The sequence below is a fragment of the Pseudomonas prosekii genome (assembly GCF_900105155.1).
GTDB lineage: Bacteria > Pseudomonadota > Gammaproteobacteria > Pseudomonadales > Pseudomonadaceae > Aquipseudomonas > Aquipseudomonas prosekii.
This window is the reverse complement of record NZ_LT629762.1, coordinates 2202056-2219427: the sequence shown is the minus strand read 5'-3', so window position 1 is coordinate 2219427 and position 17372 is coordinate 2202056. Positions and strand designations below refer to the sequence as shown.

The following is a 17372-nucleotide window of genomic DNA, read 5'->3' as shown; positions in this document are numbered from 1 at the left end:
TTTTTGAGGCGCTTGTCGCCTGCATGCAGACTAAAGAGGCTAGACCCCTGTGGCATTGACGATTCTTGGCCTGTCCGGCGCCCTTAGCCATGATCCTTCCGCAGCGTTGTACATCGACGGCAAGCTGGTCGCGGCGGCGGAAGAAGAGCGCTTCGTACGCGATAAACATGCAAAGAACCGCATGCCTTACGAATCGGCAAAGTTCTGCCTTGAGCAGGCGGGCATCAAGCCGTCCGATGTTGACGTGGTCGCGATCCCGTTTGCCCCGATCAGCCTGTTCGGCAAAGCGCGCTGGCACTACGCCAAGCGTTACTGGTACGCCCCGGACCGCGCACTCGACGCGATCCTGATGGGCAACCGTCGCTACAAGCGCTATCGCAACAAGATCGTGTTCTGCCTTGAACAACTGGGTTTTGACCCGAAGAAAATCAAGATCGAACCGGTCGAGCACCACTTGGCTCACGCCTCCAGCGCTTACCACTGCTCCGGTTTCAAAGAGAAAACCGCGATCCTCGGCATCGACGGCAAGGGTGAGTACGCCACGACCTTCTTCGGTTACGGCGAAAACGGCAAGATCCACAAGATCAAGGAATTCTTCGATCCCGATTCGCTCGGCGGCCTCTACGGCGCGATCACCGAGTTCCTCGGTTTCGAAATGCTCGATGGCGAATTCAAGGTCATGGGCATGGCGCCGTATGGCGACCCGAGCAAGTACGATTTCTCGCGCCTGGCCTCGTTTGAAAACGGCGAGTTGGTGATCAATACCGACTACGCCAACGTCATCGGCCTGCGTCGTTATAAAGAGAAGGGCAAAGGTTTCTACTTCTCGCCGAAGCTGATCGAGTGGCTGGGGCCGAAGCGCGAAGGTGACATCGCCGACGAGCCATACATTCACTACGCGGCAAGCATGCAAGCGCTGTTCGAAAAGATCTCGCTGCAGATGATCGACCACTACCTGGGCGACGTGCTCAAGGAAACCGGCAAACTGGCGTTCGCCGGCGGCTGTGCGTTGAACGTCAAACTGAACCAGAAAATCATCGCCCGTGACGACGTCACCGAATTGTTCGTGCAACCGGCGTCCGGCGATGCCGGCACCGCGGTCGGCGCCGCGGCATATGTGTCGCACGCCCGTGGTGTACCGGTCGAGAAGATGGAACACGTCTACCTCGGCCCGTCGTACAGCAACGAAGACGTGATCGCCGCGTGCGCCCGTCACGCGAGCAAACCGACCTGGCGCAAGCTTGAGAACATGCCGGAAAACATCGCCAAGATCATGGTCGATGGCAACCCGGTCGCCTGGTTCCAGGGCCGCATGGAGTTTGGTCCGCGCGCACTTGGCGGTCGCTCGATCATCGGTTGCCCGAGTGCCACCGGCGTCGCTGACCGGATCAACCACCAGATCAAGTTCCGCGAGCGCTGGAGGCCTTTCTGCCCGTCGATGCTCGACACCGTTGCACCGCAGATGATCAAGATCGATCACCCGGCGCCGTTCATGACCTTCACGTTTGAAGTGGCGGAAGAATGGAAAACCCGCGTACCGGAAGTGGTCCACGAAGACGGCACGTCCCGCGCTCAGGTGCTCAAGCGCGAATACAACCCGCGTTACTACGACATGATGAAAGCGCTGGAAGTGCTCACCGGCAACGGCGTATCGCTGAACACTTCGCTCAACCGTCGTGGCGAACCGATGATTTGTTCGCCGACTGATGCATTGAACATGTTCTTTGGCTCTGACCTGCAATACTTGATCATGGAAGACATTCTGGTGGTCAAAGAAGGTGCGGAGGCTTATGACACGCTCGGCTGAACGCCATGTGCTGCAGTTCTGTCACGGCTATGACGGGCCGTTTCTGGACTGTGCCCGGCAGTACGCCACTCTGTTCGCGGGGACTGGCTATCGGGTGACCACGGTTTTTCTGACCGGGGTCGCCGACAGTGAAGTCGCCGCGAGCTGCGCTTCTGACGAAGTGCTGTTCATGGAATACCGCTCCAAGGCCATTCGTGGCCTGAAGCTGGGTGCGATCCGCGATCTGCGCAAGATCGCCGCTTCGCGCAACTTCAGTTTCTGCATCGCACACCGCTTCAAACCGATCTACATTGCCTTGCTCGGCACGGCGTTGCCGGTGATCGGCGTGCACCACGCGTTCGACGACTACGAACGCCGCACACGCAAACTCTTCGCGAATTTTTTCCACAAGCGCTTGAGCCTGCTCGGCGTTTCCAACGCGGTACGCGACGACATCCGCAGTTGCCTGCCGAAATGGCCGGCTGCGCGAATTCAGACGCTCTACAACCGCATCGATGTGCAAGCCTTGCAGGACAGTCACCTGTCCGCGCATGTCGCCCGCCAGGATCTGGGTCTTTCGACCGATGCCTGGGTGGTCGGCAATGTCGGCAGGCTGCACCCGGACAAGGATCAGGCGACGCTGCTGCGCGGTTTTGCCGAGGCATTGCCCGGTTTGCCGGCGAACAGCCAGTTGGCGATTCTCGGTATCGGTCGGCTGGAACACGATCTCAAGGAACTCGCGCGCGAGCTGGGCATAGGCGATCGCGTCATGTTCCTCGGCCAGGTGCCCGAAGCCCGGCTGTATTTCCGCGCATTTGATGTGTTCGCCCTCAGTTCCGACAACGAGCCGTTCGGCATGGTACTGCTCGAAGCCATGGCCGCTGGCGTGCCGTTACTCGCTACCGCGTGCGGCGGGGCGAAAGAAGTCGTCGAAGGCGTGGGCATTCTGTTCCCGCCGGGCGACGCCGAACATCTGGCCCAAGGGCTGCAGCACCTGGCTGCGATGGATGAGCAACAACGTCGCCAATGCGCCGAGCTGATGCTCGAGCGCTTGCGTGAGCGCTTCAGCGACCGCGCAGTCGGCGACGCTTTCTGGCATTTGCCACACGTTACCGAATTGGCAAAGAGGGGCTGATGCTCAACCGATTTCAAGGCTGGCGCGAGCGTGGCTGGGCGTCGGTCGACGCCCCGACTTATGCGGCTGCCTGGCAGCGATTTGGCGGCAGCGTCGCCACCCATCCGCTCGTCGTCGAGCGCTTGGCCGCCCTCGCGGACATCCCGGTGCGCTACCTGGCCTGGGAGCAAAACGGTGAAGTCAAAGCCGCGATCCCGACCTGGGGTCGCGACCTCGCACTGTCCAAGGACGTGCTCAAACGCCGCGGCAAAAAAGGCCTGTTCGACCTCGGCAACGCCGAGTTGATCCTGCCGGCCGCCGCCGATGCCCATGCACCTTTGCGCCATCGCGGGCGTTATCTGTCGGCGCTGAATGAAGGCCGCTTCACTGGCATCAAGTTGCAGACCGAACAACTGGCCATGGCCCGCACCCCCGAAGAACTGTCGAAAAAGTTTCGCTACAACCAGCGCCGCGAACTGCGTTTGCTGGAAGAGGCGGGCGGTGTGGTGCGGCCGGTCAGCGAGTTTTCCAGCGCCGAATTGGCAGCGATCTATTGCGATCTGTTTCAGCGTCGCTGGGGTTTCCCGGCGACCGGCGCGGCGCGCATGGGCGAGGTCATCGAACTGCTGCGCGAACTGCTGATCGGCTCGGTGATTTTCCTCAACGATGCGCCGATTGCCATTCAACTGGTCTACCGCGTCGAGGCGCCAGAGTGGATCAGCGTCGAATACATCAATGGCGGCGTCGACCCTGAAACCCGCGAATTCAGCCCCGGCAGCGTGTTGAGTTTCATCAATACGCAAAGCGCCTGGGAACATGCGCGAGCGCTGGATAAACCGCTGCGGTTTTCCTTCGGCCGCGCCGACCGTGAATACAAGGACCGCTGGTGCAATCCTGTGCCGGTCTTCACCGTATGAGCCCGCCCATGAGCCGCAAACAGCAACTGCTCAAGCGTCATCGTCGCAACAAGCGCGTCGGCCTGCTGATCGCGCTGGTGTTGCTGGTTGTGATTGGCCTGCTGGTGGCCTGGTGGCTGCCATTGGTGTTGGCGATCCTCGGCTGGATCGCGCACGAAGCGTGGTTCGCCGACCATCTGTTCTATGCGCCGACCGATGATTATCAGTACAGCTTTCCGCCGTACACCCAGCGGCCCAAGGTGCATCTGAGCGGCGAACATTTGCGCCTCGACGAAGGCGTGATGCTGGTCGATGACGCGACGCTGGTGTTGGCGTTGCGGATAAAAAGCACCTGGCTGGGGCGGTTCTTCGACCCGGTGGTTGAGCTGGTCGGCGGCAGTAATCCGGATCGACAGACCTTCGAACGCGGCGTCAACGGCTTGCGTTATCTGAACCTCAGCGGCCAGTCGCACGTCTTGTCCCAAGGCCAATTACGGTTGCGCGGGCGCTTCTGCAAGGTGTTCGGCGAACCGGTGCTGTGGGCCTTCGAGCAAGCGGATTACCGCCGCGAGCGCGTCATGGTCATCGCGCCTCACGCCGACGATGCGGAACTGGCGGCCTACGGTTTGTACAGTCAGGCCAGTGAAGCCTGGATCGTCACCCTGACCGCCGGCGAAATCGAAGCCGAACACTATCAGCAGATGGGCCTGAACAAGGTCGAAGCGGCGCGGCTCAAGGGCCGTTTGCGCGCCTGGGACAGCATTGCCGTGCCGCGTTGGGCCGGCGTGCCGCAAGAGCATTGTGTGCAATTGGGTTATTTCTGCCTGCAACTGGCGGCGATGAAAGCGGCGCCGTCGCAACCGATGGGCTCGCGCGAAGCGGAGCTGGGCGACACGCGGCTGTTTCGCCAGATGAACCCGTTTCCCTTGCCCGGCGACGCCGACGGTGCGCCGACCTGGAACAATCTGCTGGCCGATCTGCGCGAAGTGCTGCTGCGCGCACGTCCCGATGTAATCGTATTGCCGCACCCGACGCTCGATCCGCACCCGGACCACATCTGCGCGCAGGAAGCGGTGCTGGAAGCGTTGCAAGGCCTGGACTGGCAGCCAACCCTGCTCGGTTACGCCAACCATTTGCATGACAACGATCGCTGGCCGATGGGCGATGCAGGTAGTGGCATCGCGTTGCCTCCGGCGTTCGATGCGACGCTGGCGATGCAACCGTGCTGCCTGCCGCTGTCCATCGAGCAGCAGCGCGACAAAGCCATGGCGCTCGGCATGATGCACGACTTGCAACCACCGCCGCCGTTCAAGCGACGGCTGCGCCGAATCATTCAGCGTTTGCTAGCCGGTCGTGCGTCGTCGGTGTACGGCGAGAACGAATTCTTCCGCAAAGCGGTCAGACGCCATGAATTGTTTTGGGCTCTGAAGCAAAACGAAACATCTGCACAGCAGAAATGAAGCAATTCGCGGCTTAGCATGGCGGCAAATTCAGCCGCTGCAGTGATTGTTCTGTGATTGACCCATGCCCGCGTATTCTTTTTCTGATTCCGTATTTCGGCCAATGGCCATTCTGGATGCCGTTCTTTCTGGAGAGCTGCAGGCGTAATCCGGATATCGATTGGTTGTTGTTCAGTGACTGCGGTGTTCCGGAAAATCTGCCGCCCAATGTCAGCATTGAGGCCGTGACTTTCAGCGATTACTGCGCATTGGTGTCACGGCGCCTGAATATCGATTTTGCCCCGGATGCCGCGTACAAGTTGTGCGACATCAAACCGGCGCTTGGGCATATCCATGTTGATCGGCTGCAAGGCTATGATTTCTGGGCGTTTGGCGATATTGATCTGGTGTATGGTGACCTGCGCCGTTATTTCACCCCGCAGCGTCTGGCCGGGTATGACCTGTTTTCCACCCACGAACGGCGGGTTGCAGGGCATTTCTGTCTGATACGCAACACCGCGCGCAAGCGTGAGTTGTTCATGCAGATCAAGGATTGGCAGCAGCGTTTCACCGATCAAGAGCATCACGCGTTGGACGAGGGCGCTTTCAGTCGCATCTTTCTCTGGCGCAAGAATTTTCCCGAGCCGCTGTTCAAGCTGGTCGGCAAATTCAACCCGTGGCGTCGTCGCAGTGAGTTCATCGAGGCGTTCAGTACGCCGGGTGGCTGCATCAAATGGCATGACGGCACACAGGATTTTCCGCGTCGCTGGTATTGGCGCGATGGTTGTCTGAACAATGATCGCGATGGCGATCGCCGGTTTCCGTACTTCCACTTTGTTTGCTGGAAACGCAACGAGTGGCCACGGCTGCCGTCACCCGATCCGGCCGAAGTCAGGCGCATCGCCGCCGAACCAGCCTGGGTCATCGATGCGAACGGTTTCCACCGGGGAGAGTTATGAGTCAACGGTCCAAGGTTCTGCAATTGCAGCCTGACTACAACGTCAAATCCCATGACTTTGCCGACTTGGCAGAGCAGATCGTCAAGGCCTTGCCGAGCGATCGTTATGAGGTGACCGCGGCGTTCCTGCGCGGCAAACCTGGGCCTGGCGAGGCGGTGAGCCGTGCCGACCGTTCGGTGTATTTCGAGTTTTCCGACAAGTCCCTGAAGGGCATGCGTCTGCGCGCGATGTGGCAGCTGTACAAGTTCTGCCGCGCCGAGCAGTTTGACGTGGTGATCTGCAATCGCTTCAAACCAGTGAACATGATGCTGACGCTCAACCGCTGGCTGAAGGTGCCGCTGTGCATCGGCATCTCTCATGGTTTTGGCGAGTACGACCGCTTTTACCGGCGCCGCCAGACCCAGCGCCTGATTGATCGGCACTGGCGTTTTGTCGGGGTCTCGCCGGCGGTCAAACAATACCTGCTGGACTGCAAGTGCGGTTTTACCGACCAGAACACCTACGCGATCACTAATGCCATCGACATCGAACAGGCTGAAGGCTTGCAGCACAGCCGCGAGCGCGCCCGTGAATTGTTGGGTATTGATCCGTCGGTGCGCCTGATTGGCGCGCTGGGGCGGCTGGTGCCGATCAAGGGCCACACTTACTTGTTGCAGGCGTTTGCCGCGCTCAAGGACAAATACCCGAATACCCAATTGGCGATCATCGGCGCCGGCCGCGAAGAAGCGAAACTCGCCGCCGAGATCGAGCGCCTGGGCCTCAGCGGCCGCGCGCATTTGCTCGGTTTCAAGGAAATCGCCTTGCAGTACATTCGCGCCTTCGATGTCTGGACCATGCCGTCGCTGGCCGAAGGCCTGGGCCTGGCGCTGCTTGAAGGCATGAGCGGGCACTTGCCGGTGATTGCTTCGAACGTGCCGGCCATGCTGCCGCTGATCGAAGGCGCCGGTGGCCTGGCGATTACGCCCAAAGACGTGCCGAGCCTGATTGCCGCGCTGGATACCTACCTCGCGCTGCCCGACGACGAGCTCAAGGCCAAAGGCGAGCAGGCGTTCCGTTATCTGCAAACCGAACACGACATCGAGGTGTTCCGCCAGGAATACCTGAACCTGATTGAATCCGGCCTGGAACAGGCCCGCAAGGAACACAAATGAGCGACGCGCAACCTATCGTCACGGTCATCATCGCGTCGTATAACCACGAACGCTATATCGAGGAAAGCATCCTCAGCGTGGTCAACCAGACCTACTCGAACATCGAGTTGCTGGTGGTCGATGACGGCTCCAGGGATGGCAGCGTCGAGCGCATCAAAGCGTTGCAGGCGCAGCACGGTTTCGATTTTCGGGTGCAGGAAAATCAGGGCCTGACCAACACGCTCAACGGCGCGATTGCGCGCTCAACGGGCAGCCTGATCGTGCCGTTCGGCTCCGATGACATCATGATGCCGGAGCGTATTGCCACGCAGGTCGCGTACATGGACGGCAAGCCGGAAGTGGGGATTTGCGCCGGCAACATCGAGCTGATCGACGCCGACGGCAATCTCTACCCGGAGAAGCGTCAGCGCCGCGACGTGCCATTCCGGCGCCTGGACTTCGAGGACATGTTCCTTGAACGCAAACCGTATCCGCCGGCCCCGACCCTGATGATTCGCCGTGAGGCGCTGGACAAGGTCGGCGGCTTCGATCCGAATATTCGCCTGGAAGATTTGCTGATCGAGCTGAAGGTGACTCACGCCGGTTATTTCATCGATGGCCTGAACGTGTTGATGGCGCGCTATCGCAAGCACGCCACCAACTCCTACAAGAATCACCGCTTCATGATCGATAACATTCTGCGCACGTACGCGCTGTTCAGCGATCACCCGTTGTATGAGCACGTACGCTGCAAGTTCCTCAGTTCGATGTTCCTCAAAGCCGCCAGTCGCGACCGCAAACTGGCGCGCGAACTGCTGGCGCAGATCCCGTTCAAGTCGTGGAACAAGAAAACCTGGCGCGGCTTGGGACGTCTGTATTTTTCGCCGCTGGAAAAAGACTGAGCACCGCTGCGATCAGGGCAGCGGTGTCGAATGAAGCGGTAGGAAGTGGAGCGCGTTGGCGCGCTCCACCGATCAGCTGACCTGGGCCGTGGCGCTGTCCGCCAGCACTTGTTTGTGCAGTCTGTTCACGGCTGCTTGCGAGGCGGTCACGCCATAACCTTGCAGCAACGCCTGGAAATGATCCTCGAACAACCAGCGTCGGTCGGCGGTGTAGCGCTGCATATGGCGCAGGTTGCGCTGGCGCAATGACAGGCTCAGCGCCGACGGGTAGAGACGCAGGTCGGCGACATCGATCAGGCCGAATTCACCGTCCTCCAGCACCAATACATTGCCCAGATGCAGCGAGCGGAAATACACACCGCGCTCGTGCAACTGCGCCATGAATTTGCCGAAGCGTTCCACCAATGCCTGGCGCACGTCCGGCGCGGTGATTGCTTGCAGCACCTGACGCAGCGTATTGCCCGGCAGCGGCGTGTAATGTACGGCGCTGCTGCCGTCATCGAGGCGATACAGGTCGAGGATCTGTGGCGTCGGGAAACCCAGTTCACGCAAGCGCTCACTGTTGACGGCGAAGCGTTCGGAGTAGGAATTGAAGCTGCCCGAGGTGTACCAGCGGCGAGCGCGGAACAGCTTGAGGAAACTGCCATCCTCCAGGCGCAGGACTTTGGGGCCGAGGCCGTCTTCTTCAATCACCCGCGCGTTGGCGGATAACGACTGGAAGGCCGGCTGCGAGAATTTCTTGATCGACATCGCGAGCAAGCGGCCCGCGCGCTGGTTGATGCTCAGCGCGGCGATCAGCGCCAGCGGAATCCACAACAGGAACCAGTGCTCCTTGGGCCGCGAGATAATCCCACCGCCCTCAGTCAGGCCCGCGCCGATGCCGAAAATCATCCACGTCGAGGCAATGATGAACAGCGGTTGTACGCGATGGCGCCAGCTGCACAGCAGGGCGCAGGCCTGGAAGAACAGCCACGGGAGAAGACCGAGAATTCCGACGTAATAAAGCACACCCAAGGCAAAGCTGTGCGGCTCTGAAAGCAAGTAGCCCACGCCCGGATCGACGCTCAGGCTGGCGTCGTAGCCATGGCCGATCCATGGGTGTTCAGCAATTTTCTGCAGGACGATCTGCCAGATCTGCAGACGGTACGAATACCCGCGCTCGAAAATCATGTCGGAGAAAAACATCAACACTGCCGCACCACTGGCAAGCAGGACGCCGAGCAGCACCACGGAGCGGCGATTCCAGCAAGTGAAGCTCAGCCACAGCGCGGCCAGTGTCAGCGCCACCAGTGGTGTCCGCGAACCGGTCGCGATCACCGCCGTCAGCATGATCAACACTGCCGGAATACTCAGCAAAAGTATCTGCGGGCGCTTGCAGGTCATGCTCAAACTGAGCCAGTACGCACAGAAAAACCCGAACAGATGCGAGCTCAGCAATGGATTGTCGAACGCGCCGCCACCGATCAGCCGCGCACCTGGCGTGTAGATCTGGGCAAACATGTAGAGGTTATAAATCGATGCGGTCAGCCCGACGATGGCGGCGCCGAACAGCAACGGTTGTACGATTTCGGTGCGATAGCGGACCAGCAGATAACACCCGGCGAAGAGCATCAGCGTGTGCAGCGGCGCCTTGAATTTACCGGCAAATCGTTCATCGCCCGGGCCCCAGAGCAGGCTGAACATGGCCCACCCGGCGAACACCAGCATCGCGATAAAGATCGGCTCGCGCAGCAACTGCTTGAGCTCACGCGGGCGCAGGCACAGTGCTATCAGCGAGGGAATGCTGAACAAGCCGTAGTAAAACTTGTGCAGCAGACTGCGATCCGGCAGGAAGAACAGCGAGCACAGAAGCAAGAAATAACCTGCTGGAAGCATCCACAGGCAAATGAAATCGAATATTCGATTGGAAGAGCTGTTTAAACCGCTGAATTGCATGCTGGGAAATTCAATCCTGGAAGTTGATCGGCCGTTCTGGTGATGGCTATCTGATACTGTTTGAACCGTCTAACAATAACAGCCTTTATGCGTTTGCCAGAACCCCGAAGAAGCTGTGCTAAAGTCAGCGTCCTTTTTATCGACAATCGCGTGATATGACCGACTCCAGTCTCTCCGCAAGCCCATCGAGCTTGAAAATCTACTTCCGCCTGCTCGGCTATGTCCGGCCGTACATCAGTCTGTTCCTGATCAGCATTGTCGGCTTTCTGATTTTTGCTTCGACGCAGCCGATGCTCGGCTACATTCTGAAGTACTTCGTCGATGGCCTGTCCAATCCGCAAGCGGTGCTGTTTCCGAGCGTTCCTTACCTGCGTGACCTGCAACTGCTGCAAGCGGTGCCGCTGCTGATCATTGTGATTGCGGCGTGGCAAGGTCTGGGTTCCTTTCTGGGCAACTACTTCCTGGCCAAGGTTTCTCTCGGGTTGGTCCACGACCTGCGCGTGCAGTTGTTCAACAACCTGCTGGTATTGCCCAATCGATATTTCGACAAGCATAACTCGGGTCATCTGATTTCGCGTATCACCTTCAACGTGACCATGGTCACCGGGGCGGCGACAGATGCGATCAAGGTCGTAATTCGCGAAGGCATGACGGTGATTTTCCTGTTCGCCTCGTTGCTGTTCATGAACTGGAAGCTGACGCTGGTCATGATCGCGATCCTGCCGCTGATCGCCGTGATGGTGAGCACCGCGAGCAAGAAATTCCGCAAGCAGAGCAAGAAAATCCAGGTCGCCATGGGTGACGTGACGCACGTGTCTTCGGAAACCATTCAGGGCTATCGCGTGGTGCGCAGCTTCGGTGGTGAAGTCTACGAGCAGAAGCGTTTCCTCAAGGCCAGCCAGGGCAACACTGACAAGCAACTGCGCATGACCCGCACCGGCGCGATCTACACGCCGCTGCTGCAACTGGTGATCTACAGCGCCATGGCGGTGCTGATGTTCCTCGTGTTGTACCTGCGCGGCGACGCTTCGGCGGGTGACATGATTGCCTACATCACCTTGGCCGGCCTGCTGCCCAAGCCGATCCGCCAGTTGTCCGAAGTCAGCTCGACCATCCAGAAAGGCGTGGCCGGCGCGGAAAGCATTTTCGAACAACTGGACGTCGCGCCAGAGGTCGATACCGGCACCATCGAGCGCGATGCGGTCAGCGGTCGCCTGGACGTGCGCAACCTCAGCTTCACCTACCCGGACACCGATCGTCAGGTGCTCAACGACATCAGTTTCTCGGTCGAACCGGGGCAGATGGTCGCGCTGGTCGGGCGTTCGGGCAGCGGCAAGTCGACGCTGGCCAACCTGATTCCACGCTTCTATCACCACGACAAAGGCGAGATCCTCATCGATGGCGTCGAAGTGGAGCAGTACAAACTGTTGAACCTGCGCAAGCACATCGCCCAGGTCACTCAGCACGTCACGCTGTTCAGCGACACCGTGGCCAACAACATTGCTTATGGCGACTTGGCTGGCGCGCCGCGTGAAGACATTGAGAAAGCGGCGAAAGACGCTTACGCCATGGACTTCATCGCCCAGTTGCCCGAAGGCCTGGACACGCAGGTCGGCGAAAACGGTGTGCTGCTTTCCGGCGGTCAGCGCCAGCGTCTGGCGATTGCCCGGGCCCTGCTGAAAAACGCGCCATTGCTGATTCTTGACGAGGCGACTTCGGCGCTGGATACCGAATCGGAGCGGCACATTCAGGCGGCGCTGGATCACGTCATGAAGGGCCGGACCACGTTGGTAATCGCCCACCGTTTGTCGACCATCGAGAAGGCCGATCTGATTCTGGTCATGGACCAGGGCAAGATCGTCGAGCGCGGCACGCATGCCGAACTGCTGGCGCAGAACGGCTATTACGCACGCTTGAACGCCATGGGCCTGGATGCCCCGGCGCAAGACATGGCCTGAGCCCGTTGACGGCTATTTAGCCGTCGCGGTCGAATAAAATCGCAGCCTGAGGTTTTCGAACCATTACAGGCTGCGATTTTTTGCTTTGGTGTCCCTCAATTGTGCCTCGCGCCAGCCATGCCCCAACCCTGTGCTAATATCCCGCCCTTGTTCATTTTGTATGTGGGTTGCTCCATGAAGTTGTCCATGCCGCGATTCGATCAAGCCCCTGTATTGGTGGTCGGCGATGTCATGCTCGACCGTTACTGGCATGGTGGTACCTCACGGATTTCCCCTGAGGCGCCGGTACCGGTGGTGAAGGTCGAACAAATCGAGGACCGCCCCGGCGGTGCCGCCAACGTTGCACTCAACATCGCTGCACTGGGTGCGCCGGCCTCGCTGGTTGGCGTCACCGGCGACGATGAAGCCGCCGACAGCCTGGCCAATAGCCTCGAAGGCGCTGGCGTGCGCGCGTTGTTTCAGCGCATTGCGCACCAGCCGACCATCGTCAAGTTGCGGGTCATGAGTCGTCACCAGCAACTGCTGCGGATCGACTTTGAAGAACCGTTCGCCACTGACGCTCTGGCGCTGGGCGAGCAGGTCGACGAATTGCTGGAAGGCATCAAAGTGCTGGTGCTCTCGGATTACGGCAAAGGTGCGTTGAAAAACCATCAGGTGCTGATCCAGGCCGCCCGTGCCCGTGGCATTCCGGTGCTGGCCGACCCAAAGGGCAAGGATTTCTCGATTTACCGTGGTGCGAGCCTGATCACCCCGAACCTCAGCGAGTTCGAAGCCATCGTCGGCGGTTGCGCCGATGAGCACGAGCTGGTGAGCAAGGGCGCGACGCTGATGCACGATCTTGACCTCGGCGCCTTGCTCGTGACCCGTGGCGAACATGGCATGACCCTGTTGCGCCCGGATCATCCGGCGCTGCACTTGCCGGCGCGTGCGCGTGAAGTGTTTGATGTCACCGGTGCCGGCGACACGGTAATTTCGACGTTGGCTGCGGCGATTGCCGCTGGCGAAGAACTGCCCCACGCGGTGGCGCTGGCCAACCTGGCAGCGGGTATCGTCGTCGGCAAGCTCGGTACGGCGTGCATCAGTGCTCCGGAACTGCGCCGCGCGATTCAGCGTGAAGAAGGTTCCGAGCGTGGTGTGCTGGGTCTGGAGCAACTGTTGCTGGCGGTCGACGATGCGCGTGCGCACAAAGAGCGGATTGTCTTCACCAACGGCTGCTTCGATATCCTGCATGCCGGGCACGTGACCTACCTCGAACAGGCGCGCGCTCAGGGCGATCGCTTGATTGTCGCGGTCAATGACGACGCCTCGGTGAGCCGCCTGAAAGGGCCGGGTCGGCCGATCAACAGTGTCGACCGGCGCATGGCCGTATTGGCCGGGTTGGGCGCGGTGGACTGGGTGATCAGTTTTGCTGAAGGCACACCGGAAAACCTCCTGCGCGAGGTCAAGCCGGACGTGTTGGTGAAGGGCGGCGACTACGGGATCGACCAGGTTGTCGGTGCTGACATCGTCAGCGCTTACGGCGGTACCGTTAAAGTGTTGGGGCTGGTTGAAAACAGCTCGACGACTGCGATTGTCGAGAAAATTCGCAGCCATTAATCAAGATTAACGACACCCGTTTCATACAGTGTATGAACGGGTTTTTTTGTGAGGATCACCGTCCAGATGCTATCGGCCGGTATTTAACCTAATGTTTCTAAGCTTTTGTCCCGTGGTAACCGATTTATGAAAGTAATGCTCCTGGTGATGGACGAGCAGCGCGTCATTCTGGATCGCCTGTATGAACTCGTGCAGCAAAACTGCGACGAGTGCGTCATCTATCGCCTGAGCAAAAAGCAGCAGATGAACCTGGGGCCGTTTCTCGCATCGGTCCATTACCAGACCTTTGACCGGGTGGTGATTTTCTCCCGGGTCAAACGCCTGGTGCCTCAACTGCGTGTCTTGAAGTGTATCCCCGGGCTGATTTTTCTCGAGCATGACGCTTATCAGAACTACATGCCCGAGAGTAAGTACATGGGCGTTTACTCGCGGTTGTATGGCCGTTTGCCGAGTTCTCGTGCGCTGGTTTCCGGGGCTGTGGTGGCGCGTCGGCTGAAGGCTGAACAGATCGACGCGGTGTTCGTTTCCAAGGGTTATGACGAACAGATGCTGCACAACACCGGCACCGAGCGCGACATTCCGGTGGGTTTTCTCGGCAGCCTGAAAAGTACCGAATATTCGCAGCGCAAGGCGTTGCTCGAGGCTCTTTCGCGGCGTACCGGAATGCTGGTGACGCGGACCAAGTCCGGCACCGAATACCTGCAAATGCTCAACCGCATCAAGATCTTTGTCAGTGCCGATATCGGCATGAACGAGTTCATGATCAAAAACTTTGAAGCCATGGCCTGCGGCTGCGTCTTGCTGGCCTGGAGTCAGGGCGAAGAGGACCAGTTGCTGGGTTTCCGTGATATGTACAACACGGTTTTCTACCGCTCTGAAGATGAAGCCGTGGAAAAACTCGAGTTGCTGCAGAACGACCCTGAACTGACGGCGCGCATCGCCAGCAACGGCCAGGCGTTCGCCGAGAGCCAGTACTCGTTCGCCCGCGTCGGTCGCGCCCTGGCTACTGAAATTCAGCGGGAAATGCGCCCGTGGCAGCCGCCTTCAGCGTTCACGCGGTTTTGGGTCAAGCTGCGCTACGGCATGCAGGTGCCGCAGCCGTCATGAACAAGCAACCGTCGCCTGCGGCTGAAACCCTGGCGCTGGACGCGCTGCCCGGTGGTTATCAATCCATTGAAAATGGCATGCCGCCGGCGCTCAAAGAGTGCCTGCGCAAAGCCGCGCGAGTGGTGCTTGTTGCCAATAATCCAGCGATCACCCAAGCCGATTTTCAGGCGCTGAACATCGGCGCGGATGACGTCGTCGTCAGCTTCAACACGTGTGTGCTCGCACCGCTGCTGAGCCCGCACAGCGTGAATCTGTTTGTGCATGGCTTCAACGCGCCGGACGCGTATTTTTTCGGCCTGCCGTATGGCCCCGAAGTGCAGCGGCTGTTCGCGCAGAACCCGGCGCGGTGTTTCACCATGCTGGTCGGCTGCACCGGCGAGATGTGCCCATTGCCGTCAGTGGCGCTGTATTGGGAGCGTATTCCGCTGCCGCCCTTGTGGAACTACCCGGTCGATCGTCCGGGCGGCAAGCGTTACGTCGGCCCGACTACCGGCTTCAACGCGCTGGTACTGCTCGACTGGCTGCGCGGACACGCGGGTTACAGCTATCAGCTGATGACGCTGGGTTTCTCCAACGAAGCCGGCAAGCGCTGGGGCGGGCATGCCTGGGATTACGAGCGCGAATGGCTGCAACAAGCGGACGTCATCGTCACACCGCTGCGCCGTCGCAGTTGGTGGCAGAAACTGTTTAATCGCCAGTGATTACTGATCAACTTTCAAGGGGTGCTGTCGAGTGTTGAATATTGCGGTGACTTTTTTTGGTATCCCGAGAAATTCGCAAATCTGCTTTCCATCGATTCAAGCAAACGTCCTTGCGCAACTGCCTGCCGACAGCAACGTGAAGTGCTTCTACCATTTGTACAAAATCGACGAAGTGCAGAACTCGCGTTCCGGTGAACAGGGTTTGTTGGCGGCCGACAATTACGCGCCGTTCGAAACCATGACCGGTCGGCTCGACTCCACCGACGGCGTGCTGGAGCGCTGGGATTTTGAGCAAGTGAAAGCGCTCGGCGATACTTGGGCGGATGATTTCGCCTCGCTGAGAAACCTGATTTATCAGCTCAATTCGCTGCACGAAGTGACGACGATGATGGAGTCGTTCAAACCCGATTTCGTCGTGTTCGTGCGCCCGGACAACTTCTTCCACACCGCGCTGCCGACCTACGTGTTCCAGCAACCCGAGGCGCGGCGCTTGAACGCTTACATTCCGGACTGGCAGTGGTGGGGCGGTTTGAATGATCGGTTCGCCATTTGTGGTCGCAGCACTTATGTCGCGTACGGCAAACGGATCGAGCGGATTTTCGATTTCAGCAAAGCCACCGGGCGCAAGTTGCATTCCGAACGTCTGCTCAAGTTCGCCCTGCAACAGGCTGGAGCGAAGATTTGCACCGTGCCGACCCAGGCATCGCGCGTGCGGATCAGCGGCGCATTTGCCGAGGAATCGTTTTCACCCAAGCGCGGCATGGGCAAACGCGAGAATCGTTATTTCCATTTTTTTGCGCGGTTGCGCACGCTGATCGACAAGCGCCGCGCAGGCTAGAACGGGCCTGCGCCGCCACTCAAATGTCACGGTTCCTTGCGTAGACTGCCGCGAACCAGCCGCACCAGACGCAGGGCCTTGACGCTGAGTTTCTTCAAGCCGCGTCGAGGTGCCTTCGGCGCTTCCAGCCCTTGCTGCACCACCCAGTCCTTCCAACGGATCCGCTCTTCGCGCACGGTCCAGCCTTCCTGAATCGCAAAACTCTCCGCCAGATACAGCCCACGAGTGCTGGCCGGGATCAGCTTGTCGCGCTTGAGCGTGTACAGCTCGGGCAGCGGCACGCCTTCTTCCAGCGGCATCAAATACAGGTCCGGGCGCTTGCGATCGAGGCGCGCGACCAGTTGATCGCCTTCAAGTCGTTCGTCGACATGAAACAGGCTCAGCGATTTGGCTTCCTTGGGTACGTCGAGGCGCAAGTCGTAGATCAATTGCAGCGATGCCGTGGGCAAATGCACGTAGGCGCGCGGGCGTTCGATCAACTGCAAATTGGCGCTGCGCACGGGGCGCGCCGCGCCGGACAGCGGCGTCAGGCGAAAGGGCAGCGCCTCGCGATAATGCAGCGCGGACGAGTAGGGCGCCGGCAGCCACGTGTCGTTGAAACGCCCGCCGAGCCAGCCTTCCGGGGTCTCCAGCAAACACTCTTCGGCAATCTCCTGGATTGCCGTGTGCAGTGGCAGGTTCAGCTCATGCGCGGGCACGTAACCGGAAATCAGCTTGAGCACCACGTCGCCGCGATCTTGCCGACGCTGGCGCACCAGCACCCAATAATCACGATTCTGCCAATGCAGGGTCAGGCGCACCGAAACCCCGAGGTTGGCCAGTTCCAGGGCAAAACGTTCGTTGTCGGGCACCGTGACCGGGCGGCGGCGTTGCAGGGTCTGGGAGAAATTCAGCGGCATCCCGACGCTTTGATAGCTCAGGCCTTCGGGCGTCGCTTCGACGAATAACGGCAGGGTCTTGAAGTTGCTCGGGTTCTTTCTAATGAGCGTACGCGGCATGTCGGCTCCTGCT

General features: G+C 59.6%; 14 protein-coding genes. 12 read left to right on the top strand and 2 right to left on the bottom strand.

The window, feature by feature from the left end:
- Positions 1–49 precede the first annotated feature (49 nt).
- The 7 genes from BLU01_RS10150 to BLU01_RS10120 are packed head-to-tail and all read left to right on the top strand — an operon-like array spanning position 50 to position 8226.
- Positions 50–1807: a carbamoyltransferase family protein gene (locus tag BLU01_RS10150; protein ID WP_092274275.1), complete on the top strand. Its 1758-nt coding sequence runs from the start codon at positions 50–52 to the stop codon at positions 1805–1807.
- A complete protein-coding gene (locus tag BLU01_RS10145; RefSeq protein WP_092274272.1) occupies positions 1791–2921 on the top strand; it encodes a glycosyltransferase in 1131 nt (376 codons plus the stop codon). Before BLU01_RS10150 ends, BLU01_RS10145 begins: the two co-directional genes overlap by 17 nt.
- Entirely contained in the window at positions 2921–3817 is an 897-nt protein-coding gene (locus tag BLU01_RS10140; RefSeq protein WP_092274269.1) for an antimicrobial resistance protein Mig-14, read from the top strand. The genes BLU01_RS10145 and BLU01_RS10140 overlap by 1 nt, the downstream gene beginning before the upstream one ends.
- 8 nt (positions 3818–3825) lie before the next feature.
- Positions 3826–5256: a PIG-L deacetylase family protein gene (locus BLU01_RS10135; protein WP_092274266.1), complete on the top strand. Its 1431-nt coding sequence runs from the start codon at positions 3826–3828 to the stop codon at positions 5254–5256.
- Between the two features lie 53 nt (positions 5257–5309).
- A complete protein-coding gene (locus BLU01_RS10130; protein WP_092274262.1) occupies positions 5310–6194 on the top strand; it encodes a DUF6625 family protein in 885 nt (294 codons plus the stop codon).
- The gene (locus tag BLU01_RS10125) at positions 6191–7345 is read left to right on the top strand and encodes a glycosyltransferase family 4 protein (RefSeq protein WP_092274259.1); all 1155 of its coding nucleotides are present in this window, start codon (positions 6191–6193) and stop codon (positions 7343–7345) included. Before BLU01_RS10130 ends, BLU01_RS10125 begins: the two co-directional genes overlap by 4 nt.
- Positions 7342–8226: a glycosyltransferase gene (locus BLU01_RS10120; protein WP_092274256.1), complete on the top strand. Its 885-nt coding sequence runs from the start codon at positions 7342–7344 to the stop codon at positions 8224–8226. Before BLU01_RS10125 ends, BLU01_RS10120 begins: the two co-directional genes overlap by 4 nt.
- A gap of 72 nt (positions 8227–8298) precedes the next feature.
- Here BLU01_RS10120 and BLU01_RS10115 read toward each other — a convergent pair whose 3' ends face one another.
- Positions 8299–10161 carry a bifunctional O-antigen ligase/aminoglycoside phosphotransferase family protein gene (locus BLU01_RS10115; RefSeq protein ID WP_092274253.1) on the bottom strand — a complete coding sequence of 621 codons (1863 nt, stop codon included), beginning with the start codon at positions 10159–10161 and terminating at the stop codon, positions 8299–8301.
- 155 nt (positions 10162–10316) lie between these two features.
- On the opposite strand from BLU01_RS10115, the gene msbA reads away from it, so the two are divergent.
- The 5 genes from msbA (at position 10317) to BLU01_RS10090 (ending at position 16361) form a co-directional block, all read left to right on the top strand.
- Positions 10317–12119, top strand: a complete 1803-nt coding sequence (gene msbA / locus BLU01_RS10110; protein ID WP_092274250.1) for a lipid A export permease/ATP-binding protein MsbA — start codon at positions 10317–10319, stop codon at positions 12117–12119.
- 174 nt (positions 12120–12293) lie between these two features.
- Positions 12294–13715, top strand: coding sequence for a bifunctional D-glycero-beta-D-manno-heptose-7-phosphate kinase/D-glycero-beta-D-manno-heptose 1-phosphate adenylyltransferase HldE (gene hldE / locus BLU01_RS10105; RefSeq protein ID WP_092274247.1), 1422 nt, complete (start codon positions 12294–12296; stop codon positions 13713–13715).
- 126 nt (positions 13716–13841) lie between these two features.
- The gene (locus BLU01_RS10100; RefSeq protein ID WP_092274244.1) at positions 13842–14822 is read left to right on the top strand and encodes a glycosyltransferase; all 981 of its coding nucleotides are present in this window, start codon (positions 13842–13844) and stop codon (positions 14820–14822) included.
- Positions 14819–15523, top strand: coding sequence for a hypothetical protein (locus tag BLU01_RS10095; protein ID WP_092274242.1), 705 nt, complete (start codon positions 14819–14821; stop codon positions 15521–15523). Before BLU01_RS10100 ends, BLU01_RS10095 begins: the two co-directional genes overlap by 4 nt.
- Before the next feature lie 31 nt (positions 15524–15554).
- Positions 15555–16361 (top strand): hypothetical protein, encoded by an 807-nt coding sequence (locus BLU01_RS10090; RefSeq protein WP_092274239.1) that lies wholly within the window; start codon positions 15555–15557, stop codon positions 16359–16361.
- Positions 16362–16387: 26 nt separating this feature from the next.
- Here BLU01_RS10090 and BLU01_RS10085 read toward each other — a convergent pair whose 3' ends face one another.
- Positions 16388–17359 (bottom strand): metal ABC transporter ATPase, encoded by a 972-nt coding sequence (locus tag BLU01_RS10085; RefSeq protein WP_092274236.1) that lies wholly within the window; start codon positions 17357–17359, stop codon positions 16388–16390.
- Positions 17360–17372 lie beyond the last annotated feature (13 nt).